Raw genomic sequence first — 18,522 nt, 5'->3', positions numbered from 1 at the left:
CGGGTCTATCGGGCGGCGACGGATGCTGCCGCCTCGCTTGGCGGCGGTTTCACCGATTTTGTCTGCAGCCCGAAGAATGGCGCCGCCGTCCTGACGATCGTATCGATGTCGGAAAGCTCAGGCACAAAGCCAAGCTGCGTACGCGCCTTGCCCGGATCGGCATAGAGCTCGGCCGGATCTCCCGGGCGCCGGGCTCTGAAGACGGCCGGAACCGGTCTTGACGTTATCCGGCTGACCGCCTGTACGATCTCCTTGATGGATACGCCTCGCCCGGTGCCAAGGTTGACCGCCAGGCTTTGTCCGCCGCCCTCGAGGTGTTGCAGCGCTTTCAGATGAGCACTGGCCAGGTCGCTGACATGGATGTAGTCGCGCACGCAGGTGCCGTCCGGCGTATCATAGTCCGTGCCGAAGACCTCGATTTCGTCGATGATGCCTGACGCCGCCATCAGCACCCTGGGAACCAGATGCGTTTCTGGCGAATGCCACTCGCCGAGTTCGCCGTCGGGATCGGCACCGCAGGCATTGAAATAGCGCAGGATTGCGAATTTCATCCCATATGCCGAGGCATAGTCGCCAATGATCTGTTCACCCATCAGCTTGGTGCGCCCGTAAGGGCTGATCGGATTTTGCGAGGAGGTCTCGCGCACGGGCAATGCTTCCGGCACGCCGTAGGTTGCGCAGCTGCTGGAGAAGATGATGTTTTCAATGGCGTGCGCACGCGCCGCGTCGAGCACGGCGATGGTGCCGGCCACATTGGTCGAGTAATAGTCGGCGGGCTCGTGAACGGATTCCCCGACATAGGCCAGCGCTGCGAAGTGGATGACCGCCGTCGGCCGGTACGTCCCGATCGCCGATATCAGCGCATCCCGGTCGCGGATATCGCCGACGACAAGCGGACCCCAGGCGACGGATTTCCGGTTGCCGCGGCATAGATTGTCGAAAGCCACGGGCAGATAGCCGGCGGCGGCCAGCAGCTTGCAGGTATGACTGCCGATGAAGCCCGCTCCGCCTGTTACCAGGATCGCCGGTTGGCTCATGAAGCCGCTGCCCCCGTGATCATCCGGCTGCCATAGAGCAGGGTGTCGAAATAGTCGACGGTGTGCGCGAGCCCCTGGGCCAGGTTGATCCTCGGCTCCCAACCGAGATTGTCCCTGGCGAAGGAAATATCCGGTTTGCGCTGCCTGGGATCGTCGATGGGCAGCGGCCGATGCACGATCTTCGATCTGGAGTTGGTGTAGCCGACGACCAGCGTCGCGAGTTCCATGATGGTGAATTCGCCGGGATTACCGAGATTGACCGGATGGGCAGGCGCGCGCGGCGCATTCATCAGCCGCATGAAGCCTTCGATCAGGTCGTCGGCATAACAGAAGGAGCGGGTCTGCAGGCCGCTGCCATAGACGGTCAGGTCTTCGCCGCGCAGAGCCTGGACGATGAAGTTCGAGACCACGCGCCCATCATCGGGCTGCATACGGCGACCATAGGTGTTGAAGATACGGGCAACGCGGATGTCGAGCCCATATGTCCGCGAATAGTCGAAGAACAGGGTTTCGGCCGAACGCTTGCCTTCATCATAACAGGACCGCGGTCCATGCGTGTTGACGTTGCCGAAATAGCTCTCGGGCTGTGGGTGCACGAACGGGTCGCCATAGACCTCTGAAGTCGAGGCCTGGAATATTTTGGCGTTGTTCCGGCGCGCGAGCTCCAGAAGGTTCAGCGAACCGAGCACGCTAGTCTTAAATGTATGGATCGGGTCCGCCTGATAGTGCTGCGGAGAGGCAGGGCAGGCGAGATTGTAGATCTCGTCGCACTCAAGGCCCACAGGCAGCGGATCGACGATGTCGTGCTCGATGCAGCTGAACCTGGGATTGCGCAGAAGGGCATTGAGATTGTATTTTTTTCCGGTGTGGAAATTGTCCAGCGCGACGACGTCATACCCATCCCGCAACAGCCGTTCGCACAGATGCGACCCCAGGAAGCCTGCGCCTCCGGCAACCAGGGCGCGACGTCGTTTTTGGTTGGGCTCCCTTTGACCGCTTCCGGAGCCCAGTTTCAGAACCTTGATGACCTTGCTCATGCTTTCCCCTTACGCAACGCGTACGCTACCGCCGAGCCGGGACAAACAGTCCGGCCACGCCTTGAGAACGTGACAAACCTCCGCATCAGCGGATTCGCCAACATTGATGTGCGTTAATTATTCTTTGGGTTCGCCGAGCCGCTGCCGCACGCTTTACGTGCTGCCGCTCACCCGTCTCCACGCCCCAAAATCGCGATCACACGCCCGGTGCCACCATCGTCGATTGCTCGCCCAAATTGCACATCCCAACGCGTTGAAAATATACCTGTGGACAACATAGTCAACTAAATTAGCATATCGTTAACTACAACAATTTGCGAATGGTTAACCTTCGGGTGGGTTTGGGCCCGCAACGCCGGACTGTAAGGCTCGAAGAGGATACTCTTTTCAAATCAACAGTTTGGATCGGCCATTTGACGAAGTGTCGGGGGCTTGGCGCTTGGAGATGTGGAGGTCGCCACTCCATTGCGCACCTCGGCATGTATCCCAGGAAATGTGCTTAAATGAAAAGCCGGCAAGGATGATCCGTGGCGGATGTCAAATTTTTAAAGTGCAACTAGATTGTTGGCCAAAGCCGCTCGGGCTGCAAATATAAACGTCAGGGTGCAGATATTTGGCCAATATTTCTTTATGAAAAGAGGACGCATCGCATCCGGCTATGGTGGAAAAGAAGCCAAGAGCCAAAAGCTGAACGGAAAACCGCGTCGTAGAGACGGGCTTCGATAGCGACTTTATTCCATCCCACTGTTCGAAGGCTCTGCGCATAAAGGCCTCTCATTCGCACGGCGCGGATCACCGGTCATTTTTGCCGGAAAACGCCGACATGTCCATTCTGTGCCGCAATATCGGTCATTTCTGCAGTCGCATTGAGCGCATAGGTAGAGAGCACCGTCCATTGCGCGATCGCGTATGCGCGGAACGGCACCTCGACACAACGGGTGGCAAAAATGCCTGAATCAGGGGACGATCCCTAATCTGCGGGCTGTCCCCTGGCGAGTGCCGACAAGACGATAGCACTATCCCGTCGTCGCTTGGGCATGGATCGACCCGGAAGCGGTCGCACGCTTCGGGCCTGGATAGTCTACTGTCCACCCATTTCCTTCTTGAATGTGTTGAAATCGACCTGCATGCCGTTGAAAATGGTGCTCCAGTGGCGGGTCAGTGCGGCCATCGCCACGGCCTCCTGGATTTCCTCGTCGGTGGCGCCGGCGCGCTTGGCGTCCTGCGTGTCCGACCAGATGCAGTAGTTGCACGGAATCTGCGCCGCCACCGCCAGCGAGATCAGCGACTTGACCTTCGGCGGCAGCGCCGTCTTGTCGCTGAGTTCGATGGCCTTGACCTCGGCCCAGGCACCGGGCAGACCGGCTTTGGGAAACTGCTTCACAAAGCTCGGCACGCCGCCCATGGTCGACTGGATGTCCTTGAGGGTTGCATCATAGTCGTCGGCATGGACAGGTGCGGCGGCCAGCGTCAGCGCACCGCCGGCAGCGGCAAGCAGGCAGGCATGGCGCAGGGATGAAAGCACGGATGAAAGAAAGCGATTGACAGGCATGACATTCTCCTCTGGCCTTCGTTAGCCTTACGATGTAAGGTGATGTGGAAAATGAACCTTACAGTGTAAGTTGTCAAGCGGCGCCATGGACTCATCGATAAAAAAAGCCAGAACCCGCGGGCGGCTGTCGCGCGAGATGATCGAGGCCGCGGCCTTCGAGGTGATCGAGAAGGAGGGGCTCGCCGGCTTTTCGATGCGCAAGCTGGCGACGGCACTCGGCTGCGAGGCGATGAGCATTTACCACCACTTTCCTTCGGTGGCCCATTTGCATGAAGCGCTGGTCGACCGGCTGGTCGGTGCGCTTGAAATGCCCGACGCCAGCCTGCCGTGGCGGCAAAGGATGCGCATTGCCATCGAGGATTTTCGCCGCATCGGCCGCGATCATCCGGCCTATGCCACTTTCTTCGTGACTTACCGCATGAACTCGCCGACCTGCCTGGCCTGGTTGAACGGCGTTATCGGCCTGTTCAGGGATGGCGGCTTCAACCCCGAACTCGGCGCGCGGCTGTTTCGTGCCGTCGGCTATTATCTGATGGGCGCGGTGCTGGACGAGAACGCAGGCTATGCCAAGGGGCAGTCGGCGGTGAATACGGTCAGCGACGAGCAACTGGCCCGGGATTTTCCAAATGTCATGGCCGCCGGGCGTTTTTTTAGCACCGCCGAATTCGACAAGACATTCGAGCTTGGCCTAGACATGCTGCTGGACGAGATGGAACGCCTGCGCGACGGCGCCAACGCAAGCTAGTTGTCCAGCAAGGTGCGATTACAAGGTGACTGTCTGAATGCGCTTTCTGTTTGCCTTGATCCTGCTGGCCGGCACCGGCATCGGCCTCATCTATCCCTGGGCGATGACCAATTTTTCCGGCCGCGAGATCGGCTCCTGGCGGGTCTATGAGCAAGGCCGCTTCAAGCCGTTGACCGTGTCGCTCTCCGGCCGTGATGCACCTGTGCGGGTGCTGGTCGACCTCACTGCACGGGCCGAACGCATCGTTTCGCAGCAGCGCACGGTGTTGACGCTGACCGCCGCCAGCAATGGCCGCACGGTGCTTGCCTCGACGTTGCAGTTCAACCATGTCGACAACCCGCGCCAGGTCAGCCCGCAGCTGCCCGACAAGATCTTTCGTGATGAGGGCGGCGTGATCGCGACGGTCAACCCCGGTTCTTACATCTTCACCGTCGGTCCAGGCGATGCCGAGGACATCCCGATGCGGGCGGTCGATCTCATCCTGCGCTCCGGTGTCGGCGAAACCGACCGGCGTGCGCGGCCGATCGGTTTCTCCCTGATGGCGATCGGTTTGATCGGTTTCCTGCTGTCGTTGCGTTCCGGTGGCGGCCGGCCGGACAACCCGAACTCGCAACCGCCGCCGCCGCGCTGGGGCAGGGGGGCCAAGTGAACTACCGCCACGCCTACCACGCCGGAAATTTCGCCGACGTCGTCAAGCATGTCGTGCTGACGCGCCTGCTCGAGTATCTGAAGCAGAAAGACAAGGCGTTTCGCGTCGTCGACACCCATGCCGGCATTGGCCGCTACGATCTGTCGTCACTCGAGGCGCAAAAGACCGGCGAGTGGCAGGGCGGCATCGGCAGGCTGATCGACGCCTCGTTCGCCGCGCCGGTGGCGGTACTGCTGGCGCCCTATCTGGAGGCGGTGCGGTCGCTCAATCCCGATGGCGGCATCCAGAAATATCCGGGCTCGCCACTGATCGCGCGGCATCTGATGCGCAAGCAGGACCGGCTGTCGGCGATCGAACTGCATCCCAAGGATGCCGCGAAGCTGAGGGCACTCTTTGCCGGTGATTTTCAGGCCCGCATCATCGAGCTCGATGGCTGGCTGGCGCTCGGCGCGCATTTGCCGCCGAAGGAGAAGCGCGGCCTGGTGCTCATCGATCCGCCCTTCGAGGAGGCGGGGGAGTTCGACCGCCTCGTCGACGGGCTCGTAACGGCGCACAAACGCTGGCCCGGCGGCATCTATGCACTCTGGTATCCGATCAAGGACCGCCGGGCGATTATCGCCTTCAGGAAAGCGCTGAAGCAATCCGGCATCCCGAAAATCCTCGACATAGAATTCGAGATCAGGCCTGCCTCTTTCGAGCCCAGCCTCGATGGCAGCGGCATGGTGGTGGTCAACCCGCCCTTCACGCTCGAAGGCGATTTGCGAGCCGTGTTGCCGGCACTGCACAAATTGCTTGCCGTGGAAAAGCCTGCGCACTGGACGCTGGAATGGCTGGCCGGAGAGTAGGCGGGCATGGCTTAGGCTGCCTCGGCCGAGGCTATGCTGTGGTTCATCCAGGTCTGGTTTGAGCAAAACCAGTTTCAAACCCGGGAAACCATCGTTGACGCAACCGCTTGACCGCCGCCAAGCGAATCCGCACAGTGTACGCAATCGACCTTGAGAGGCTGCCATGACTCGCTTCGCCAAATCCGTACTTGCCGCCCTGATTTCGCTCTGCACACCGCTTGCCGCGCCTCTCGGTATCACCCAGGCGGTGCAGGCGGCCGACCTTGGCGTCTATTCCGACGACGACGGCGGCGTCTGCGGCCAGCCCTGGGTGCTGAGCAAGATTTCTAGCCGCTTCTCCTACCAGGTGCATCATGTGCCGCATCTGCCGGATGTGCAGATCACCGATTTCCGGCGCATCCACCAGCACCGCTATCTGCCGGCCAACGACACCTGGCCGATCGGCCGCCGCTATTGCGGCGCCACCGTCAGCCTCTCCGATGGGCGCGACCGGACCATCTGGTATCTGATCGAGGAAGGCCAGGGCTTTGCCTCGATCGGCGACAATGTCGAATTCTGTGTCTCGGGCTTCGACCGCTGGATGGTCTATAACGGCCGCTGCCGCGTCCTGCGCTAAGCGCAGCCTACCGACTTATCGATTTCCTTTAGCGCCTGCGGCTCGATCAGCCGCAGGCGTTTTTCCGTGCCGTGTTGACAGCAAGTGCGATCCATCGCACTGGTATGACACAGACCTGTCTCATCATCTGGGCGTGCCATGACACCGTCACCTCTCTCCGACAAACGCCAGCATGTCGTCGAAACCGCCTATGCGCTGTTCAAGCGCGGCGGCTTCCATGCCACCGGCATCGACCGGATCATCGCCGAGGCCGACGTGGCCAAGATGACGATGTATCGCCATTTCCCCAGCAAGGACGAGCTGATCGTCGCGGTGCTCGACTATCGCGCCAGACGCTTTGACGCACAGCTCGACCAGCTTGCCCAGAAGAGCATCACGCCAGAACAGAAGATCGCTGAGATCTTTAACTGGCATGGGCGCTGGTTCCGCAGCCCGGATTTCCACGGCTGTCTGTTCGCCCATGCGCTGGCCGAGTTCGGCGACCCGGAACACTCCGTCTTCAAGGCCGTCGCCAGGCAGAAGGATGGCCTCAGGCAGCGCATGCGATCGATCCTGTCGGAGGTGATGCCGCGCGGGCGGGCCGAGAACGTGGCGGCGACCCTGTTGATGCTGATCGAAGGCGCCACCCTGATGGCGCAGATGGGGCAGGCGGATACCGCTCTTCGTGAAGCCCGCAAGGCCGCCCTGGATATCATCGCCGCCTCGCGCAGGCCGCAATGAGCCCGCTGGTCATCGGCCTCGCGCTGTTCGCGGCGGTCCTGCACGCAAGCTGGAACGCGTTCCTGCGAACGGGCGCTGACAGATTGTGGACCGTCACCGTCATGAGCTTCTCCAGCACGGCGCTGGCCATTCCCCTTGCCGTCTTCAACGGTTTTCCGGCCACATCGGCCTGGCCCTATGTCGGGCTCTCCGCCTGCCTGCAGGTCGGCTACAGCGTGTTTCTGGTGGCTGCCTACAGATATGGCGAACTGGGACAGGTCTACCCGATTGTTCGCGGCAGCGTGCCTCTGCTCGTCACCCTCGGCGGCTTCCTGCTCGCCGGCCAGCAGATCACCGTTCTGGAGACCGTCGGCGTTGCCCTGGTCGGTGGCGGGATCATGGGTCTTTCGCTCGGACGAGGAAGAGCCGCCACGACATCGATCCTCTATGCGCTGGCGACGGGCGCAATCATCGCTGCCTATGCGACGGTCGATGCCATCGGCGTTCGTGCGGCAGGCAATGTCGGCGCCTACACAGCCTGGGTCCTGCTCGCCTATGGCGCCTTGCTGCCGGCGACCTTCGTCACCAGTCGTGGCCGGCTCGCTGTCGACCCGCGGGCGCCGGAGACCTGGAAGGCACTGTGCGGCGGCCTGTTCGCGCTGCTGGCCTATGGTGTCGTGGTAGCGGCCTTCGCGCTCGGACCTGCCGGTCCGATCACCGCGATCCGCGAGACCAGCGTCGTCTTCGCGGCCTTCATCGGCCGGCTGTTTCTCGGCGAGACGCTGACGCCCCGGCGGGTCGGCGCCTGCGCCGTCGTCGCGCTCGGCGCCATCTGCCTTGGCTATCAGTCGTGACGAAGATGCATACGCCTGCCAGCACGCGCAGCGCTGCCATCGACACTAGTCTGCTTGCCATACTCGCGGTTACCGCGGGCCTGACCGTGGCCAACAACTACTACAATCAGGCGATGCTCGGCCTGCTGGCGCATCAGTTCGCTCTGTCTGCCGGCGCGGTGTCAGTGCTTCCCGTCGTGACGCAACTGGGCAATGTCGCCGGCATCCTGTTTCTGGCGCCGCTCGGCGATCGGCTCGAGCGGCGTTCCCTCATCCTGGCGACGACGGCGGCGCTGGTCGTCGCTCTTGTCGTTGCCGCACTGGCACCCGGCTTTCTCTGGCTGGTTGTCGCCGGCATCGGCATTGGTCTCTTCGCCACGGTCACGCAGCAGATCGTACCGCTCGCCGTGCATCTGGCGGCGCCGCATGAGCGCGGCCGTGTGCTTGGCATCGTCACCGGCGGCATCCTCGTCGGCATCCTGCTTGCCCGCACTGTCAGCGGCTTTATCTCGGACATCTGGGGATGGCAGGCCGTCTTCGCGGCCGCCGCCGCATTGATGCTTGCCACCGGCGCGGCACTCGCTTGGCGCCTGCCGCGCGTCGAGCCGGTCACCGATCTGAGCTATGCCAGGCTGCTCGGCTCGCTGTGGACGCTGCTGCGCACGCACCGCATGCTGCGCCAGGCGATCGTCGTACAGGCGTTGATCTTTGCCGCCTTCATCGGCTTCTGGTCGACGCTCGCCCTTGCCTTCGACGCCGCGCCCTATCATTTCGGCGCCACGGCTGTCGGCCTGATGGCGCTGGTCGGTGTCGCCGGCGCGCTTGCGGCTCCGCTCGCCGGCCGCTTCGCCGATCGGCGCGGCCCTGGCGTCATCGTTTCGATCGGCGCCGGCCTGGTGGTTGCCGCCTTCGCCATCCTTGGCCTGTTCCAGGGATCGCTGGCGGCGATGATCGTCGGCGTGCTGATCCTCGATCTCGGCGTGCAGTCGTCGCAGGTCGCCAACCAGGCGCGCATCCATGCTCTCGATCCGATCGCCCGCAGCCGCCTGAACACCATCTTCATGGCGACGATGATTCTCGGCGGCGCCTGCGGCTCGGGTCTCGCAGGACTTGCCTATTCGGCGTGGGGCTGGAGCGGCACCTGCCTGTTCGGCGCGGCATCCGCCGCGACCGCGCTGTTGGTGTCACGAAAGCCCTGAATTTTTCGGGCTATCGCCGGCAGGCAAATCGGCTAACCTGAACACCCGAGAGCAACGCATCACTTTCGGGAGCCTTCATGGACCTTGCCACCATCCTTGCCTTCGCGGCCGCCTTCTTCGTGTTCGCGGCCAGCCCTGGCCCCGACAACATGACGATCGTCGCCCGCACGATCTCCAGCGGTGCGGCGTCGGGCATCGCCTATGGTGCCGGCACGGTGGTCGGCATCCTCATCTTCCTGATGCTCGCGGCCTTCGGCCTGTCGATCATCGCCGCCAAGATGGCGATCGTCATGACGGTGCTTCGCTATGGCGGAGCGGCCTATCTGATCTGGATGGGCATCAATCTGTGGACGGCCGTGCCCGTCGTGCCGGAGCTGCAGCCCGTCTCCGGGCGACGCGGGCTGCTGACGATCTTTGCCACGGGTGTCGCGCTCAACCTTGGCAATCCGAAAATGCCGCTGTTCTACGTGGCGCTGTTGCCCAACGTCGTCGGCGCCTCGCTCACCTCGGCGCATCTCGGCATCCTCATCGCGGTGATCCTGGCTGTCGAGATTGTGGTGATTGGCGGGCATGTCGTTCTCGCTGGCCGCGCCCGCAATCTGTTGCGTACGCCGAGGATCGTGCGCCGGGTCAACCGCGCGGCGGGCGGCGTGATGATCGGCGCCGGCGTCGCCGTGGTTGCCACGCGCTGAGGAAATTCGCTCGATCGCAGTGCTATTTCCTGCGTTGCGCCGCCTCGGCCTGATCGATGATCTTGCGAAGAAAGGCAATGTGACCGCGAAAGGCCCGCCGCCCAATCGTTGTTGCCTTAACCCGGGTCTGCGGTCGTCGCCCGACGAAGAGCTTTTCAACATCGACATAGCCTGCTCTGGCCAGCGTATCGATGTGCGCTCCGAGATTTCCGTCAGTGGTTTCAATCATGGCCTTCAACTGGCTGAACTCCAGCGCCTCGCGGCGTTCCAGCGTGTTCAGGACGGCCATGATCCTGAGCCGTGTACTCTGATGGATGATGTCGTCGGCACTCATCGGTGCGCTCCAATGCAGCAAGCCTTGCGCCGTCGCCATATGACCGGCAATCCCGGACAGCGGTGGCATCAATGCAGAATACTCTGTCATGCAGAGTACTCTGTCAATCTGTCGGCGGAAGCATGCTTGACAAGGTGATCTTCAGATCGGTCGTCGTGTCGCGCGCGTGATCCGCATGGACCGTTCGTCTGCAGAAAGATGATCACCTCGGTGAGGTGGCAGGTCATGATATTTGCGCCCGACGATCATGCGTAAAGCTGCTCGCTAGTCTTCGAAGTTCGATAGTGGGCTGGCATCGAGAATGCCGGTGTCAAATTGCTGGCGATACCAGAAGATCAGCGACGGGTTTTTGCGATGATGAGTGTGACCGTGTCTCGATCTCAACGAAAATTTAAGCTGAGAAAATCATACCATTGCTTCGCTGGCTAGCGAGCCGCGAGTCAGATATGCATTGCGCGCCGGGGTCATTCACGGCCATCGGCATAACGTGAAGGGGCATGACATGGCTAAGCAGTCATCTAAAGCGCCGGCATCCAAAGCACCGGCAAAGAAAGCACCCGCAAAGGCAGTCGCGGCGAAGGCCGCAACAGCAGTGAAGAAAGCAGCGCCTGCGAAGGCGGCGGCAAAGCCCGCAGCGAAAGCAGCACCGGCCAAGAAGCCGGCAGCGGCCAAGGCTGTGGCGAAGCCCGCAGTGAAGAAGGCAGCGCCCGCCAAGGCAGCGGCAAAGCCCGCCGCTAAGGCAGCAGCAAAGCCAGCCGCGAAAGCAGCACCGGCCAAGAAGCCTGCGGTCAAGGCAGCGGCAAAACCCGCGGCCAAGAAGGCAGCGCCCGCCAAGGCTGCGGCGAAGCCCGCCGCTAAGGCAGCGGCAAAGCCGGCTGCGAAAGCAGCAGCGGCCGCGACAAAGCCTGCGGTGAAGAAAGCCGCGGCGCCGAAGGCCAAGGCAGCGCCTGCGAAGGCGAAAGCTCCGGCCAAGAAGTAGACCGGTCGTTGGGGCGTCGCGTGTCCTTCGGGGCTCGGCAAGGACGCTCTGACGCACTGGATCTAAGCAAGTCCGGCAGCGGGTTCAGCCCTGGGGGCTGAACATCGGGATGGGACCGAGGGGCAAGCAAAGCGAGGCGCCGGTTGGCTGCCTCGCTCGCTCTTTGGATTGTCTCCTTGCTGCGGTCGGCGAAGGCCCCGGTGCAATGCCTGGGGTTGGTGAGATGCGAATGCAGGTTTGAATCCCGTCAGCCTGCCGTTTGTCGCTGGCTCGTGTTTTCCAGCGTGTCAGTCTGTAGGCTTGCCGCGATGTCTGGGGCGGAAACCGCGACCGGTTTCTGGCCGCTGTTTTTTTGCGCTCTGGCGGTTGATCGCAAGCGCCTGTCCAGTCAACACTGGACGTCTGTAAACAGGAAACCCATCATGCCGAAGCTGCTCTATGCATCCACCTCTCCGTACAGCTCCAAGGTAAGGATGGCCGCGGCCTATGCCGGGATCGTGATCGATCTGGTGCCGGTCAAGACCGAGGACAAACCGGCCGAACTGATCAGCGCCAATCCGCTCGGCAAGATCCCGGTTCTGGTGCTCGATGATGGCCGTTCAGTACACGACAGCCGCGCCATCACCCAGCACCTCAACCGGATTTCGAAGAACGCTTTGTTCCCGCGCAATCCCGACAAGCGGCTGGAAGCGGAAGTGCTGGAGGCGCTGGCTGACGGTATCTGCGATAGCGCGCTGTCGATGGTCTATGAGCGCCGCACCCGGCCCGACGAGATGGTCTATCAGCCCTGGCTCGACCGGCAGTGGGCGAAGATCACCGCCGCGCTCGATCTGCTCAATGCCAACCCGCCCAAACTGCCGAAGAAGATCACGGCCGGTCAGATGGCGTTGCGTGCCTGCCTCGGCTATCTCGCGCTGCGCTTCGCCGGCAAATGGGAAAAGGGCCGTGGCCGGCTGACCCGCTGGGCGGCGCGTTTCGACGAGAAGTTTCCGGAACTGAAGTCGGCGGTCCCAGGCTGAACCGCCGGGCACAAAAAAAGCCGGGCGCGAGGCCCGGCTTTTTCGTGTCGTGGCTTGAACGACTTAGAACTTCATACCGACGCCGAAGGTGACGCGGTTGTCGGTGGCCTTGACCTTGCCGATGCCGCTGAAGTCCTTCGAGCCAAAGTCGGTGTAACGGTACTCGACACGGCCGAAGACATTGTCGGTCAGCTTGATGTCGGTGCCGACGCCAGCCGTCCAGCCGATCATGGTAGCGGTGTCGCTGGCGTTGAGGACGGAGTCCTCGACCTTCAGGCTTCTGCCGGCGAGACCGCCGGTGCCATAGAGCAGGATTTCCGGGGTTACAGCGTAGCCGAGACGGGCACGCAGCGAACCTTCGAAGCCGCCTTTGGAGTTGATGCCGTTGTCGTCGCCCTTGACGCCGTTGTAGCCGAGTTCGGCTTCACCGCCGTACACGAAGTTCTCCTGCTGCCACTGATAGCCGCCGAAGACGCTTCCGACGAAGCCCTTGGTGTCGGTCGAATCGCCGAAATCCTTTTCCTTGGTACGGCCGCTAAAGCCGTAGCCAACATTCAGACCGACGTAGGGGCCGGCCCAGGATGCGACGGGGAGTTCGGCAACCGGAGCGGGTGCCGGGGGCTCTTCCTGGACGACGTCTGCGGCATAGGCAGTACCACCGAGGGCGAAGAGCCCGAGCGCGACGACCAGCGGCCGTGCGAATTTAAGATTGGCTTGCATTGTTCTTTACTCCTTAAGCCACAGGACACAGGCTTGTTTCTCACGATCGCCATCAACCCGTCCGGGGGGTGAAACGGATCTGGCGTTCGTCGGTTCCAAATGTCGTGTCAAAATGCGGCTGAAGCGAACCTGAACTTGGGTCATTCCCCGGCGCGAATGAGGCGGAACCTTGACGTTGCATCTTCGCAACAGCGAAATGTCAGCAGCCATTTCATGCTGCGCTGCACACCGCTTGGTGCAAGGAGTCCAGCGTCCTATATTGCGCTCCAGCGCTTCCGACTCCAAGACGAGTCGGGATGCCGAACCGGGCACTTCGCCACAATGCTGCCCCAGGTGAGAACGCCATTTAACGCATGCCGGGCCATATTTCGTCGGCGTCGTGTTTTCGGGCCGAAATTGAGGATTGACAACAGATGAGCAAAGCCACTGCCGCGGCGCTGGTGACGGGCGGGGCGAAACGGATCGGCAAGGCAATTGTCGAAGACCTCGCCAGCCATGGTTTTGCCGTCGCCGTCCACGCCAATCGCTCGCGCGATGAGGCGGATGCCCTGGCCGCGGGGATCAACCAGTCTGGCGGCCGCGCGGCGGTGGTAAGCGCTGACTTGACCGACATGGACGCCGTCAGCGACCTCGTCGGCCAGGCGGAAACCGCGCTGGGCCCCATCTCGCTGCTGGTCAACAACGCTTCGCTCTTCGTCGATGATTCCATTGAGGATTTCGACTGGCAGGCCTGGGACCGCCACTTTGCCATTCACGTGAAAACGCCGGCGCTGCTGGCGCAGAATTTCGCCCGCGCCTTGCCGGAAGGGCAGGAGGGGCTGATCGTCAACATCATCGACCAGCGCGTCTGGCGGCCGACACCGCGCTACTTCTCCTATGCGCTGTCGAAGTCGGCCTTGTGGACCCAGACTGAGATGTTGGCGCAGGCGCTCGGTCCGCGCATTCGTGTCAATGCAATAGGACCTGGCCCGACGCTGAAGAATGCGCGCCAGGACGATTCCGATTTTGATGCGCAGATCGCTGGCCTGATTCTGAAGCGTGGCCCGGAATTGTCGGAATTCGGCGCCACCATCCGCTATCTCTGGGAGGCGCGCTCGATCACCGGCCAGATGATCGCGCTCGATGGCGGCCAGCATCTTGCGTGGCAGACGCCCGATGTGACAGGCATGACGGAATGAGTCCTTTGGATCACAAGAACAAGGCGCGCGGTGGCACCGACGATCTGCCTCCTGAAATCGACCTCGAGGACGAGGCACTGGAGGAGATCGTCGAACCGGCCGGCCCGGATGTCGCCTTCACGGCCATCGACTGGACGCCGCATGCCGGCGACGCCGAAGGCATGGTCGGCGCCGAGGTGATCCAGACGCTGGTCAAGCGGCTGCCCAACGCGCCCGGCGTCTACCGCATGATGAACGCCGCCGGCGACGTGCTCTATGTCGGCAAGGCGCGCAGTCTGAAGAAGCGCGTCACCAACTACGCGCAAGGCCGGTTCCATACCAATCGCATCGGCCGCATGGTGCGCGAGACGTCGACGATGGAGTTCGTCGTCACCCGCACCGAGATCGAAGCGCTGCTGCTCGAAGCCAATCTTATCAAGCGCTTGCGGCCGCGATTCAACGTCCTGATGCGGGACGACAAGTCGTTCCCCTATATCCTTCTGACCGGCGACCATGTCTCGCCCGGCATTTACAAGCATCGCGGCGCGCGGTCGCGCAAGGGCGACTATTTCGGCCCCTTTGCTTCCGCCGGCGCCGTCGGCCGCACCATCAATTCGCTGCAGCGCGCCTTCCTGCTGCGCAGCTGTACCAATTCGTTTTACGAGAACCGCACGCGGCCGTGCCTGCTTTACCAGATCAAGCGCTGCGCCGGGCCCTGCACCGGCGAAATCTCGCATGAGGGCTATGTCGAGTTGGTCGAGGAGGCGAAGGATTTTCTCTCCGGCCGCAGCCAGAAGGTGAAGACCGAGATTTCGGCGGCCATGCAGCAGGCCTCGCAAGATCTCGATTTTGAGCGCGCCGCCATCTATCGCGACCGGCTGGCGGCTCTGTCGCATGTGCAGAGCCATCAAGGCATCAACCCGGCGACCGTCGACGAGGCCGACGTCTTCGCCATCCATCAGGAGGGCGGCCAGGTCTGCATCCAGGTGTTCTTCTTCCGCACCGGTCAGAACTGGGGCAACCGCGCCTATTTCCCGAAAGCCGATCCTGCCCTGGAGGCGGCCGAGGTGTTGGGTTCGTTCCTGGCGCAGTTCTATGACGACAAGCCGACGCCGCGGAACATTCTCCTGTCGCATGGCGTCGAGGATCAGGAACTGCTGGCCGAAGCGCTCTCCACCCGCGCCGGCCGCAAGGTGGCGATCTCGGTGCCGCAGCGTGGCGAGAAGAAGGACCTGACCGACAACGCCCTGCAGAACGCCCGTGAGGCGTTGGGCCGCCGGCTGGCCGAAACCTCGACGCAAGGGCGCCTGCTTGCCGGTTTCGCTGAGACGTTCGGTCTGGCCAAGCCGCCGGTGCGCATCGAGGTGTACGACAACTCGCACATTATGGGCACCAATGCCGTCGGCGCCATGGTCGTCGCGGGACCGGAAGGGTTCGTAAAAAACCAGTACCGGAAATTCAACATCCGCTCGACCGAGATCACGCCGGGTGATGATTTCGGCATGATGCGCGAGGTGATGGAGCGGCGCTTTTCGCGGCTGCTCAAGGAACATGGCGATGTCGCCGTAGCCGACGACGCGGCAGCAGGCGAGGCGGCCGATGATATCGAGGACGATATTTCCGGCAACTTCCCGGCCTGGCCCGACGTCATCCTGATCGATGGCGGCCAGGGCCAGATGACAGCGGTGCGCAAGATTCTCGCTGATCTCGGCATCGAGGATCGCGTCGTGGCGATCGGCATCGCCAAGGGCCAGGACCGCGATGCCGGTCGCGAGCGTTTTTTCGTCAGGGGTAAGGACTCGTTTTCGCTGCCGGTGCGCGATCCCGTGCTCTACTTCGTCCAGCGCCTGCGCGACGAGGTCCACCGCTTCGCGATCGGCTCGCACCGGGCCCGCCGCAAGAAGGAAATGGTCAAGAGCCCGCTCGACGAGATCGCCGGCATCGGCCCCGGCCGTAAACGGGCGCTGCTGCTGGCATTCGGCACCGCCAAGGCGGTCAGCCGCGCGGCGATCGAGGATCTGAGGAAAGTCGACGGCATTTCCGAGCAGGTCGCCAAACTGGTCTACAATCATTTCCACGAGAGCTGACCGATTCCGGGTATTTCGGCTGACCAATCGATTTTGGCCTGTTGACCCCCTACATTCGCTTCTGATTTGAGTACGCAGGCAGAAAGAGTCTCCCAGACATGGCCAAGCGCGCGTTCAACCTGCCCAACATGCTCACCTACGCCCGCATCGTCGCGGTGCCGCTGGTCGTGCTGTGCTTTTTTCTCGAAGGCCATCTGAAATCGAGCGACTTCGCCCGCTGGTCGGCGCTGATCATCTTCCTGCTCGCCTCGATCACCGATTACCTGGACGGCTATCTGGCGCGCGCCTGGCAGCAGACCTCCAACATCGGCAAGATGCTCGATCCGATTGCCGACAAACTGTTGGTCGCCACCTGTCTGCTGCTGTTGGCCGCCGACACCGATCGCCATGCCGGCATCGCCGGCTGGTCGCTGTGGGCAGCGATCATCATCCTGTGCCGCGAAATCCTGGTCTCGGGCCTGCGCGAATATCTGGCCGCGCTCAAGGTTTCGGTGCCGGTGACGCAGCTCGCCAAATGGAAGACCGCCATCCAGATGGTCGCCATCGCCTTCCTGCTGGCGGGGCCGGCCGGCGACAAGATCTTCCCGCTGACCACGCAGACCGGCCTGGTGCTGCTGTGGATCGCGGCACTCGTTACGCTTTACACCGGTTACGACTATTTCCGCGCCGGCCTCAAGCACATCATGGACGAGTGAGATGACAACCCGCCTCATCTACTTTGCCTGGGTGCGTGAACGGATCGGCATCCCTGAAGAGGACGTCGAATTGCCTCCCGGCGTCGAGACGGTCGCCGACCTCTTGCGCTGGCTGCAATCGCGCGGCGAAGGCTATGAGCATGCGCTGCGATATCCCGACGTGATCCGTGTTGCCATCAACCAGGAACATGTCGACCACCGCGAAAAGATATCGGGCGCACGCGAGATCGCGCTGTTCCCGCCGATGACCGGGGGCTGACACTCATGTCGGCCGTCCCGGTGCCGACCGTGCGCATCCAGCGCCAGGATTTCGACGTCGCCGCCGAGATTGCCGGGCTGACGCAAGGCCGCGCCGACATCGGCGCGGTGGTTTCTTTCTCGGGCCTTTGCCGCGACGAAAGAGGCACGCTCTCGGCGCTCGAACTCGAACATTATCCCGGCATGGCGGAGGCCGAGATCGGCCGCATCGCCGCTGAGGCGGTTCAGCGCTGGCCACTGCAAGGCCTCACTGTCATTCACCGCCATGGCAAGATCGCGCCGGGCGAGAACATCGTGCTGGTGGTGGCCGCCTCGGCGCATCGCCAGGCGGCGTTCGAGGCGGCGAACTTTCTCATGGATTACCTGAAGTCACGGGCACCCTTCTGGAAGAAGGAGCATCGCGTTGACGGTTCCGAGGGCGGCTGGGTCGAGGCCAAGGAAGCCGACGTCCAGGCGGCCGGGCGCTGGAAGTCGCCATCCGAATAATCCCTTTCGCAGCCATGCATTGACCGCAATCCTTTGGCCAATTGCACAGGGTTGATCAGCCCGGGGATAGGCAACCCGGGGCAAGGGAGGTGGTCATGCTGGACAGGCTCGCGGAGTTCTTCGTCTTCGGTTTCGTGCCTCTGGTCGTCGGCATCCTTGCGGTGCCGGAACTCTCCGTGGCCGCCGAAAAGGCGGTGAGGGGCGAGGTCATCTATCGCGAGCGCATCGCCTTGCCGCCCAGCGCCGTGCTTTCCGTTCAGCTCGCCGACGTCTCGCTGGCCGATGCGCCGGCCAAGATCATTGGCGAGCAGACTATCAAGCCGGCTGGCCAGGTACCGATCAGCTTCGAGATCAAATTCGATCCATCGGTGATCCGGTCTCAGATGACCTATGCGCTGCAGGCCCGGATCACTGTCGATGGCAGGCTGATGTTCATCTCCGACGTGCGCCACCAGGTCGATCCGCTGACCGACGCGCCGCAGACCATCATGCTGAAGATGGTCACGCCAGGCACCGAACCGACGGCTTCCGTCTTTGGTCAGCTCTGGGTGGTCGACTATGTCGACGGCATCGGCGCCATCACCGCGCCGCAGGCGACATTCAGGGTCAGCGAGGCCGGCAAGGCCGGCGGCAGTGGCCCCTGCAACACTTATTTCGCCACGGCGAAGGTCGACGGCCAGGCGATCGCGATCAGCGAGATCGGCTCGACCTACAAGGCATGCGCACCAGAGGTGATGGCCGAGGAAAAGGCCTTGTTCGACGCGTTGGCCAAGGCGGCGTCATACAAGGTCGATGCCGGCAAGCTCGCCATATCAGACAAGGACGGCCGCGAAATCCTGCGCTTCAGCGCCGCGAGCTGAAATGAAAAAGGCCGGCGAAACGC

21 protein-coding genes are annotated in these 18,522 nt (G+C 62.5%); 15 read left to right on the top strand and 6 right to left on the bottom strand.

Annotated elements, in window-relative coordinates; all coding sequences use genetic code 11:
* Positions 1–5: 5 nt before the first annotated feature.
* The 3 genes from galE to AC56QX_RS27760 form a co-directional block, all read right to left on the bottom strand.
* Complete coding sequence (galE, locus tag AC56QX_RS27770) at positions 6–1,037, bottom strand: UDP-glucose 4-epimerase GalE (RefSeq protein WP_497111662.1); 1,032 nt, start codon at positions 1,035–1,037, stop codon at positions 6–8.
* Positions 1,034–2,074 carry a UDP-glucuronic acid decarboxylase family protein gene (locus AC56QX_RS27765; RefSeq protein WP_497111661.1) on the bottom strand — a complete coding sequence of 347 codons (1,041 nt, stop codon included), beginning with the start codon at positions 2,072–2,074 and terminating at the stop codon, positions 1,034–1,036. Before AC56QX_RS27765 ends, galE begins: the two co-directional genes overlap by 4 nt.
* A gap of 1,081 nt (positions 2,075–3,155) precedes the next feature.
* Positions 3,156–3,626, bottom strand: coding sequence for a carboxymuconolactone decarboxylase family protein (locus AC56QX_RS27760; protein ID WP_497111660.1), 471 nt, complete (start codon positions 3,624–3,626; stop codon positions 3,156–3,158).
* A gap of 85 nt (positions 3,627–3,711) precedes the next feature.
* Here AC56QX_RS27760 and AC56QX_RS27755 point away from each other — a divergent pair, with 85 nt between their 5' ends.
* From AC56QX_RS27755 to AC56QX_RS27720, 8 genes are all read left to right on the top strand, one after another.
* Positions 3,712–4,371, top strand: coding sequence for a TetR/AcrR family transcriptional regulator (locus AC56QX_RS27755; protein WP_497111658.1), 660 nt, complete (start codon positions 3,712–3,714; stop codon positions 4,369–4,371).
* A gap of 37 nt (positions 4,372–4,408) precedes the next feature.
* Positions 4,409–5,020 carry a hypothetical protein gene (locus AC56QX_RS27750; protein ID WP_497111657.1) on the top strand — a complete coding sequence of 204 codons (612 nt, stop codon included), beginning with the start codon at positions 4,409–4,411 and terminating at the stop codon, positions 5,018–5,020.
* The gene (locus AC56QX_RS27745) at positions 5,017–5,865 is read left to right on the top strand and encodes a 23S rRNA (adenine(2030)-N(6))-methyltransferase RlmJ (protein ID WP_497111656.1); all 849 of its coding nucleotides are present in this window, start codon (positions 5,017–5,019) and stop codon (positions 5,863–5,865) included. Before AC56QX_RS27750 ends, AC56QX_RS27745 begins: the two co-directional genes overlap by 4 nt.
* Positions 5,866–6,028: 163 nt before the next feature.
* A complete protein-coding gene (locus tag AC56QX_RS27740; protein ID WP_497111655.1) occupies positions 6,029–6,481 on the top strand; it encodes a hypothetical protein in 453 nt (150 codons plus the stop codon).
* Between the two features lie 138 nt (positions 6,482–6,619).
* Positions 6,620–7,201: a TetR/AcrR family transcriptional regulator gene (locus tag AC56QX_RS27735; protein WP_497111654.1), complete on the top strand. Its 582-nt coding sequence runs from the start codon at positions 6,620–6,622 to the stop codon at positions 7,199–7,201.
* The gene (locus tag AC56QX_RS27730) at positions 7,198–8,034 is read left to right on the top strand and encodes an EamA family transporter (RefSeq protein WP_497111653.1); all 837 of its coding nucleotides are present in this window, start codon (positions 7,198–7,200) and stop codon (positions 8,032–8,034) included. The genes AC56QX_RS27735 and AC56QX_RS27730 overlap by 4 nt, the downstream gene beginning before the upstream one ends.
* 5 nt (positions 8,035–8,039) lie before the next feature.
* A complete protein-coding gene (locus AC56QX_RS27725) occupies positions 8,040–9,212 on the top strand; it encodes an MFS transporter (RefSeq protein ID WP_497117928.1) in 1,173 nt (390 codons plus the stop codon).
* Positions 9,213–9,289: 77 nt separating this feature from the next.
* Positions 9,290–9,904 carry a LysE family translocator gene (locus tag AC56QX_RS27720; protein ID WP_497111652.1) on the top strand — a complete coding sequence of 205 codons (615 nt, stop codon included), beginning with the start codon at positions 9,290–9,292 and terminating at the stop codon, positions 9,902–9,904.
* 22 nt (positions 9,905–9,926) lie between these two features.
* On the opposite strand, the gene AC56QX_RS27715 is transcribed toward AC56QX_RS27720, so the two are convergent.
* A complete protein-coding gene (locus AC56QX_RS27715; RefSeq protein ID WP_497111651.1) occupies positions 9,927–10,238 on the bottom strand; it encodes a transcriptional regulator in 312 nt (103 codons plus the stop codon).
* A 468-nt stretch (positions 10,239–10,706) separates the two neighbouring features.
* On the bottom strand, positions 10,707–11,177 hold the full coding sequence (locus tag AC56QX_RS27710) for a hypothetical protein (protein WP_497111650.1): 471 nt from the start codon (positions 11,175–11,177) through the stop codon (positions 10,707–10,709).
* Between the two features lie 462 nt (positions 11,178–11,639).
* On the opposite strand from AC56QX_RS27710, the gene AC56QX_RS27705 reads away from it, so the two are divergent.
* Positions 11,640–12,236 carry a glutathione S-transferase family protein gene (locus AC56QX_RS27705; protein ID WP_497111649.1) on the top strand — a complete coding sequence of 199 codons (597 nt, stop codon included), beginning with the start codon at positions 11,640–11,642 and terminating at the stop codon, positions 12,234–12,236.
* A gap of 63 nt (positions 12,237–12,299) precedes the next feature.
* Here the strand turns inward: AC56QX_RS27705 and AC56QX_RS27700 are convergent, their stop codons facing one another.
* Complete coding sequence (locus AC56QX_RS27700; RefSeq protein ID WP_497111648.1) at positions 12,300–12,956, bottom strand: outer membrane protein; 657 nt, start codon at positions 12,954–12,956, stop codon at positions 12,300–12,302.
* A 413-nt stretch (positions 12,957–13,369) separates the two neighbouring features.
* Between AC56QX_RS27700 and AC56QX_RS27695 the strand changes: the two genes are divergently transcribed.
* From AC56QX_RS27695 to AC56QX_RS27670, 6 genes are all read left to right on the top strand, one after another.
* Positions 13,370–14,134 carry an SDR family oxidoreductase gene (locus tag AC56QX_RS27695; RefSeq protein WP_497111647.1) on the top strand — a complete coding sequence of 255 codons (765 nt, stop codon included), beginning with the start codon at positions 13,370–13,372 and terminating at the stop codon, positions 14,132–14,134.
* The gene (gene uvrC, locus AC56QX_RS27690; protein ID WP_497111646.1) at positions 14,131–16,200 is read left to right on the top strand and encodes an excinuclease ABC subunit UvrC; all 2,070 of its coding nucleotides are present in this window, start codon (positions 14,131–14,133) and stop codon (positions 16,198–16,200) included. Before AC56QX_RS27695 ends, uvrC begins: the two co-directional genes overlap by 4 nt.
* Before the next feature lie 98 nt (positions 16,201–16,298).
* Positions 16,299–16,895, top strand: coding sequence for a CDP-diacylglycerol--glycerol-3-phosphate 3-phosphatidyltransferase (gene pgsA / locus AC56QX_RS27685; RefSeq protein ID WP_023673449.1), 597 nt, complete (start codon positions 16,299–16,301; stop codon positions 16,893–16,895).
* A gap of 1 nt (position 16,896) precedes the next feature.
* Positions 16,897–17,154, top strand: coding sequence for a molybdopterin converting factor subunit 1 (moaD, locus tag AC56QX_RS27680; protein WP_497111645.1), 258 nt, complete (start codon positions 16,897–16,899; stop codon positions 17,152–17,154).
* 5 nt (positions 17,155–17,159) lie between these two features.
* Positions 17,160–17,639: a molybdenum cofactor biosynthesis protein MoaE gene (locus AC56QX_RS27675; protein WP_497111644.1), complete on the top strand. Its 480-nt coding sequence runs from the start codon at positions 17,160–17,162 to the stop codon at positions 17,637–17,639.
* Positions 17,640–17,734: 95 nt separating this feature from the next.
* Positions 17,735–18,499, top strand: a complete 765-nt coding sequence (locus AC56QX_RS27670; RefSeq protein ID WP_497111643.1) for a YbaY family lipoprotein — start codon at positions 17,735–17,737, stop codon at positions 18,497–18,499.
* Positions 18,500–18,522 lie beyond the last annotated feature (23 nt).

Source organism: Mesorhizobium sp. RCAM 06353, assembly GCF_059683585.1.
The sequence above is the reverse complement of the archived record's forward strand: the minus strand, read 5'-3'. Positions and strand labels throughout refer to the sequence as shown.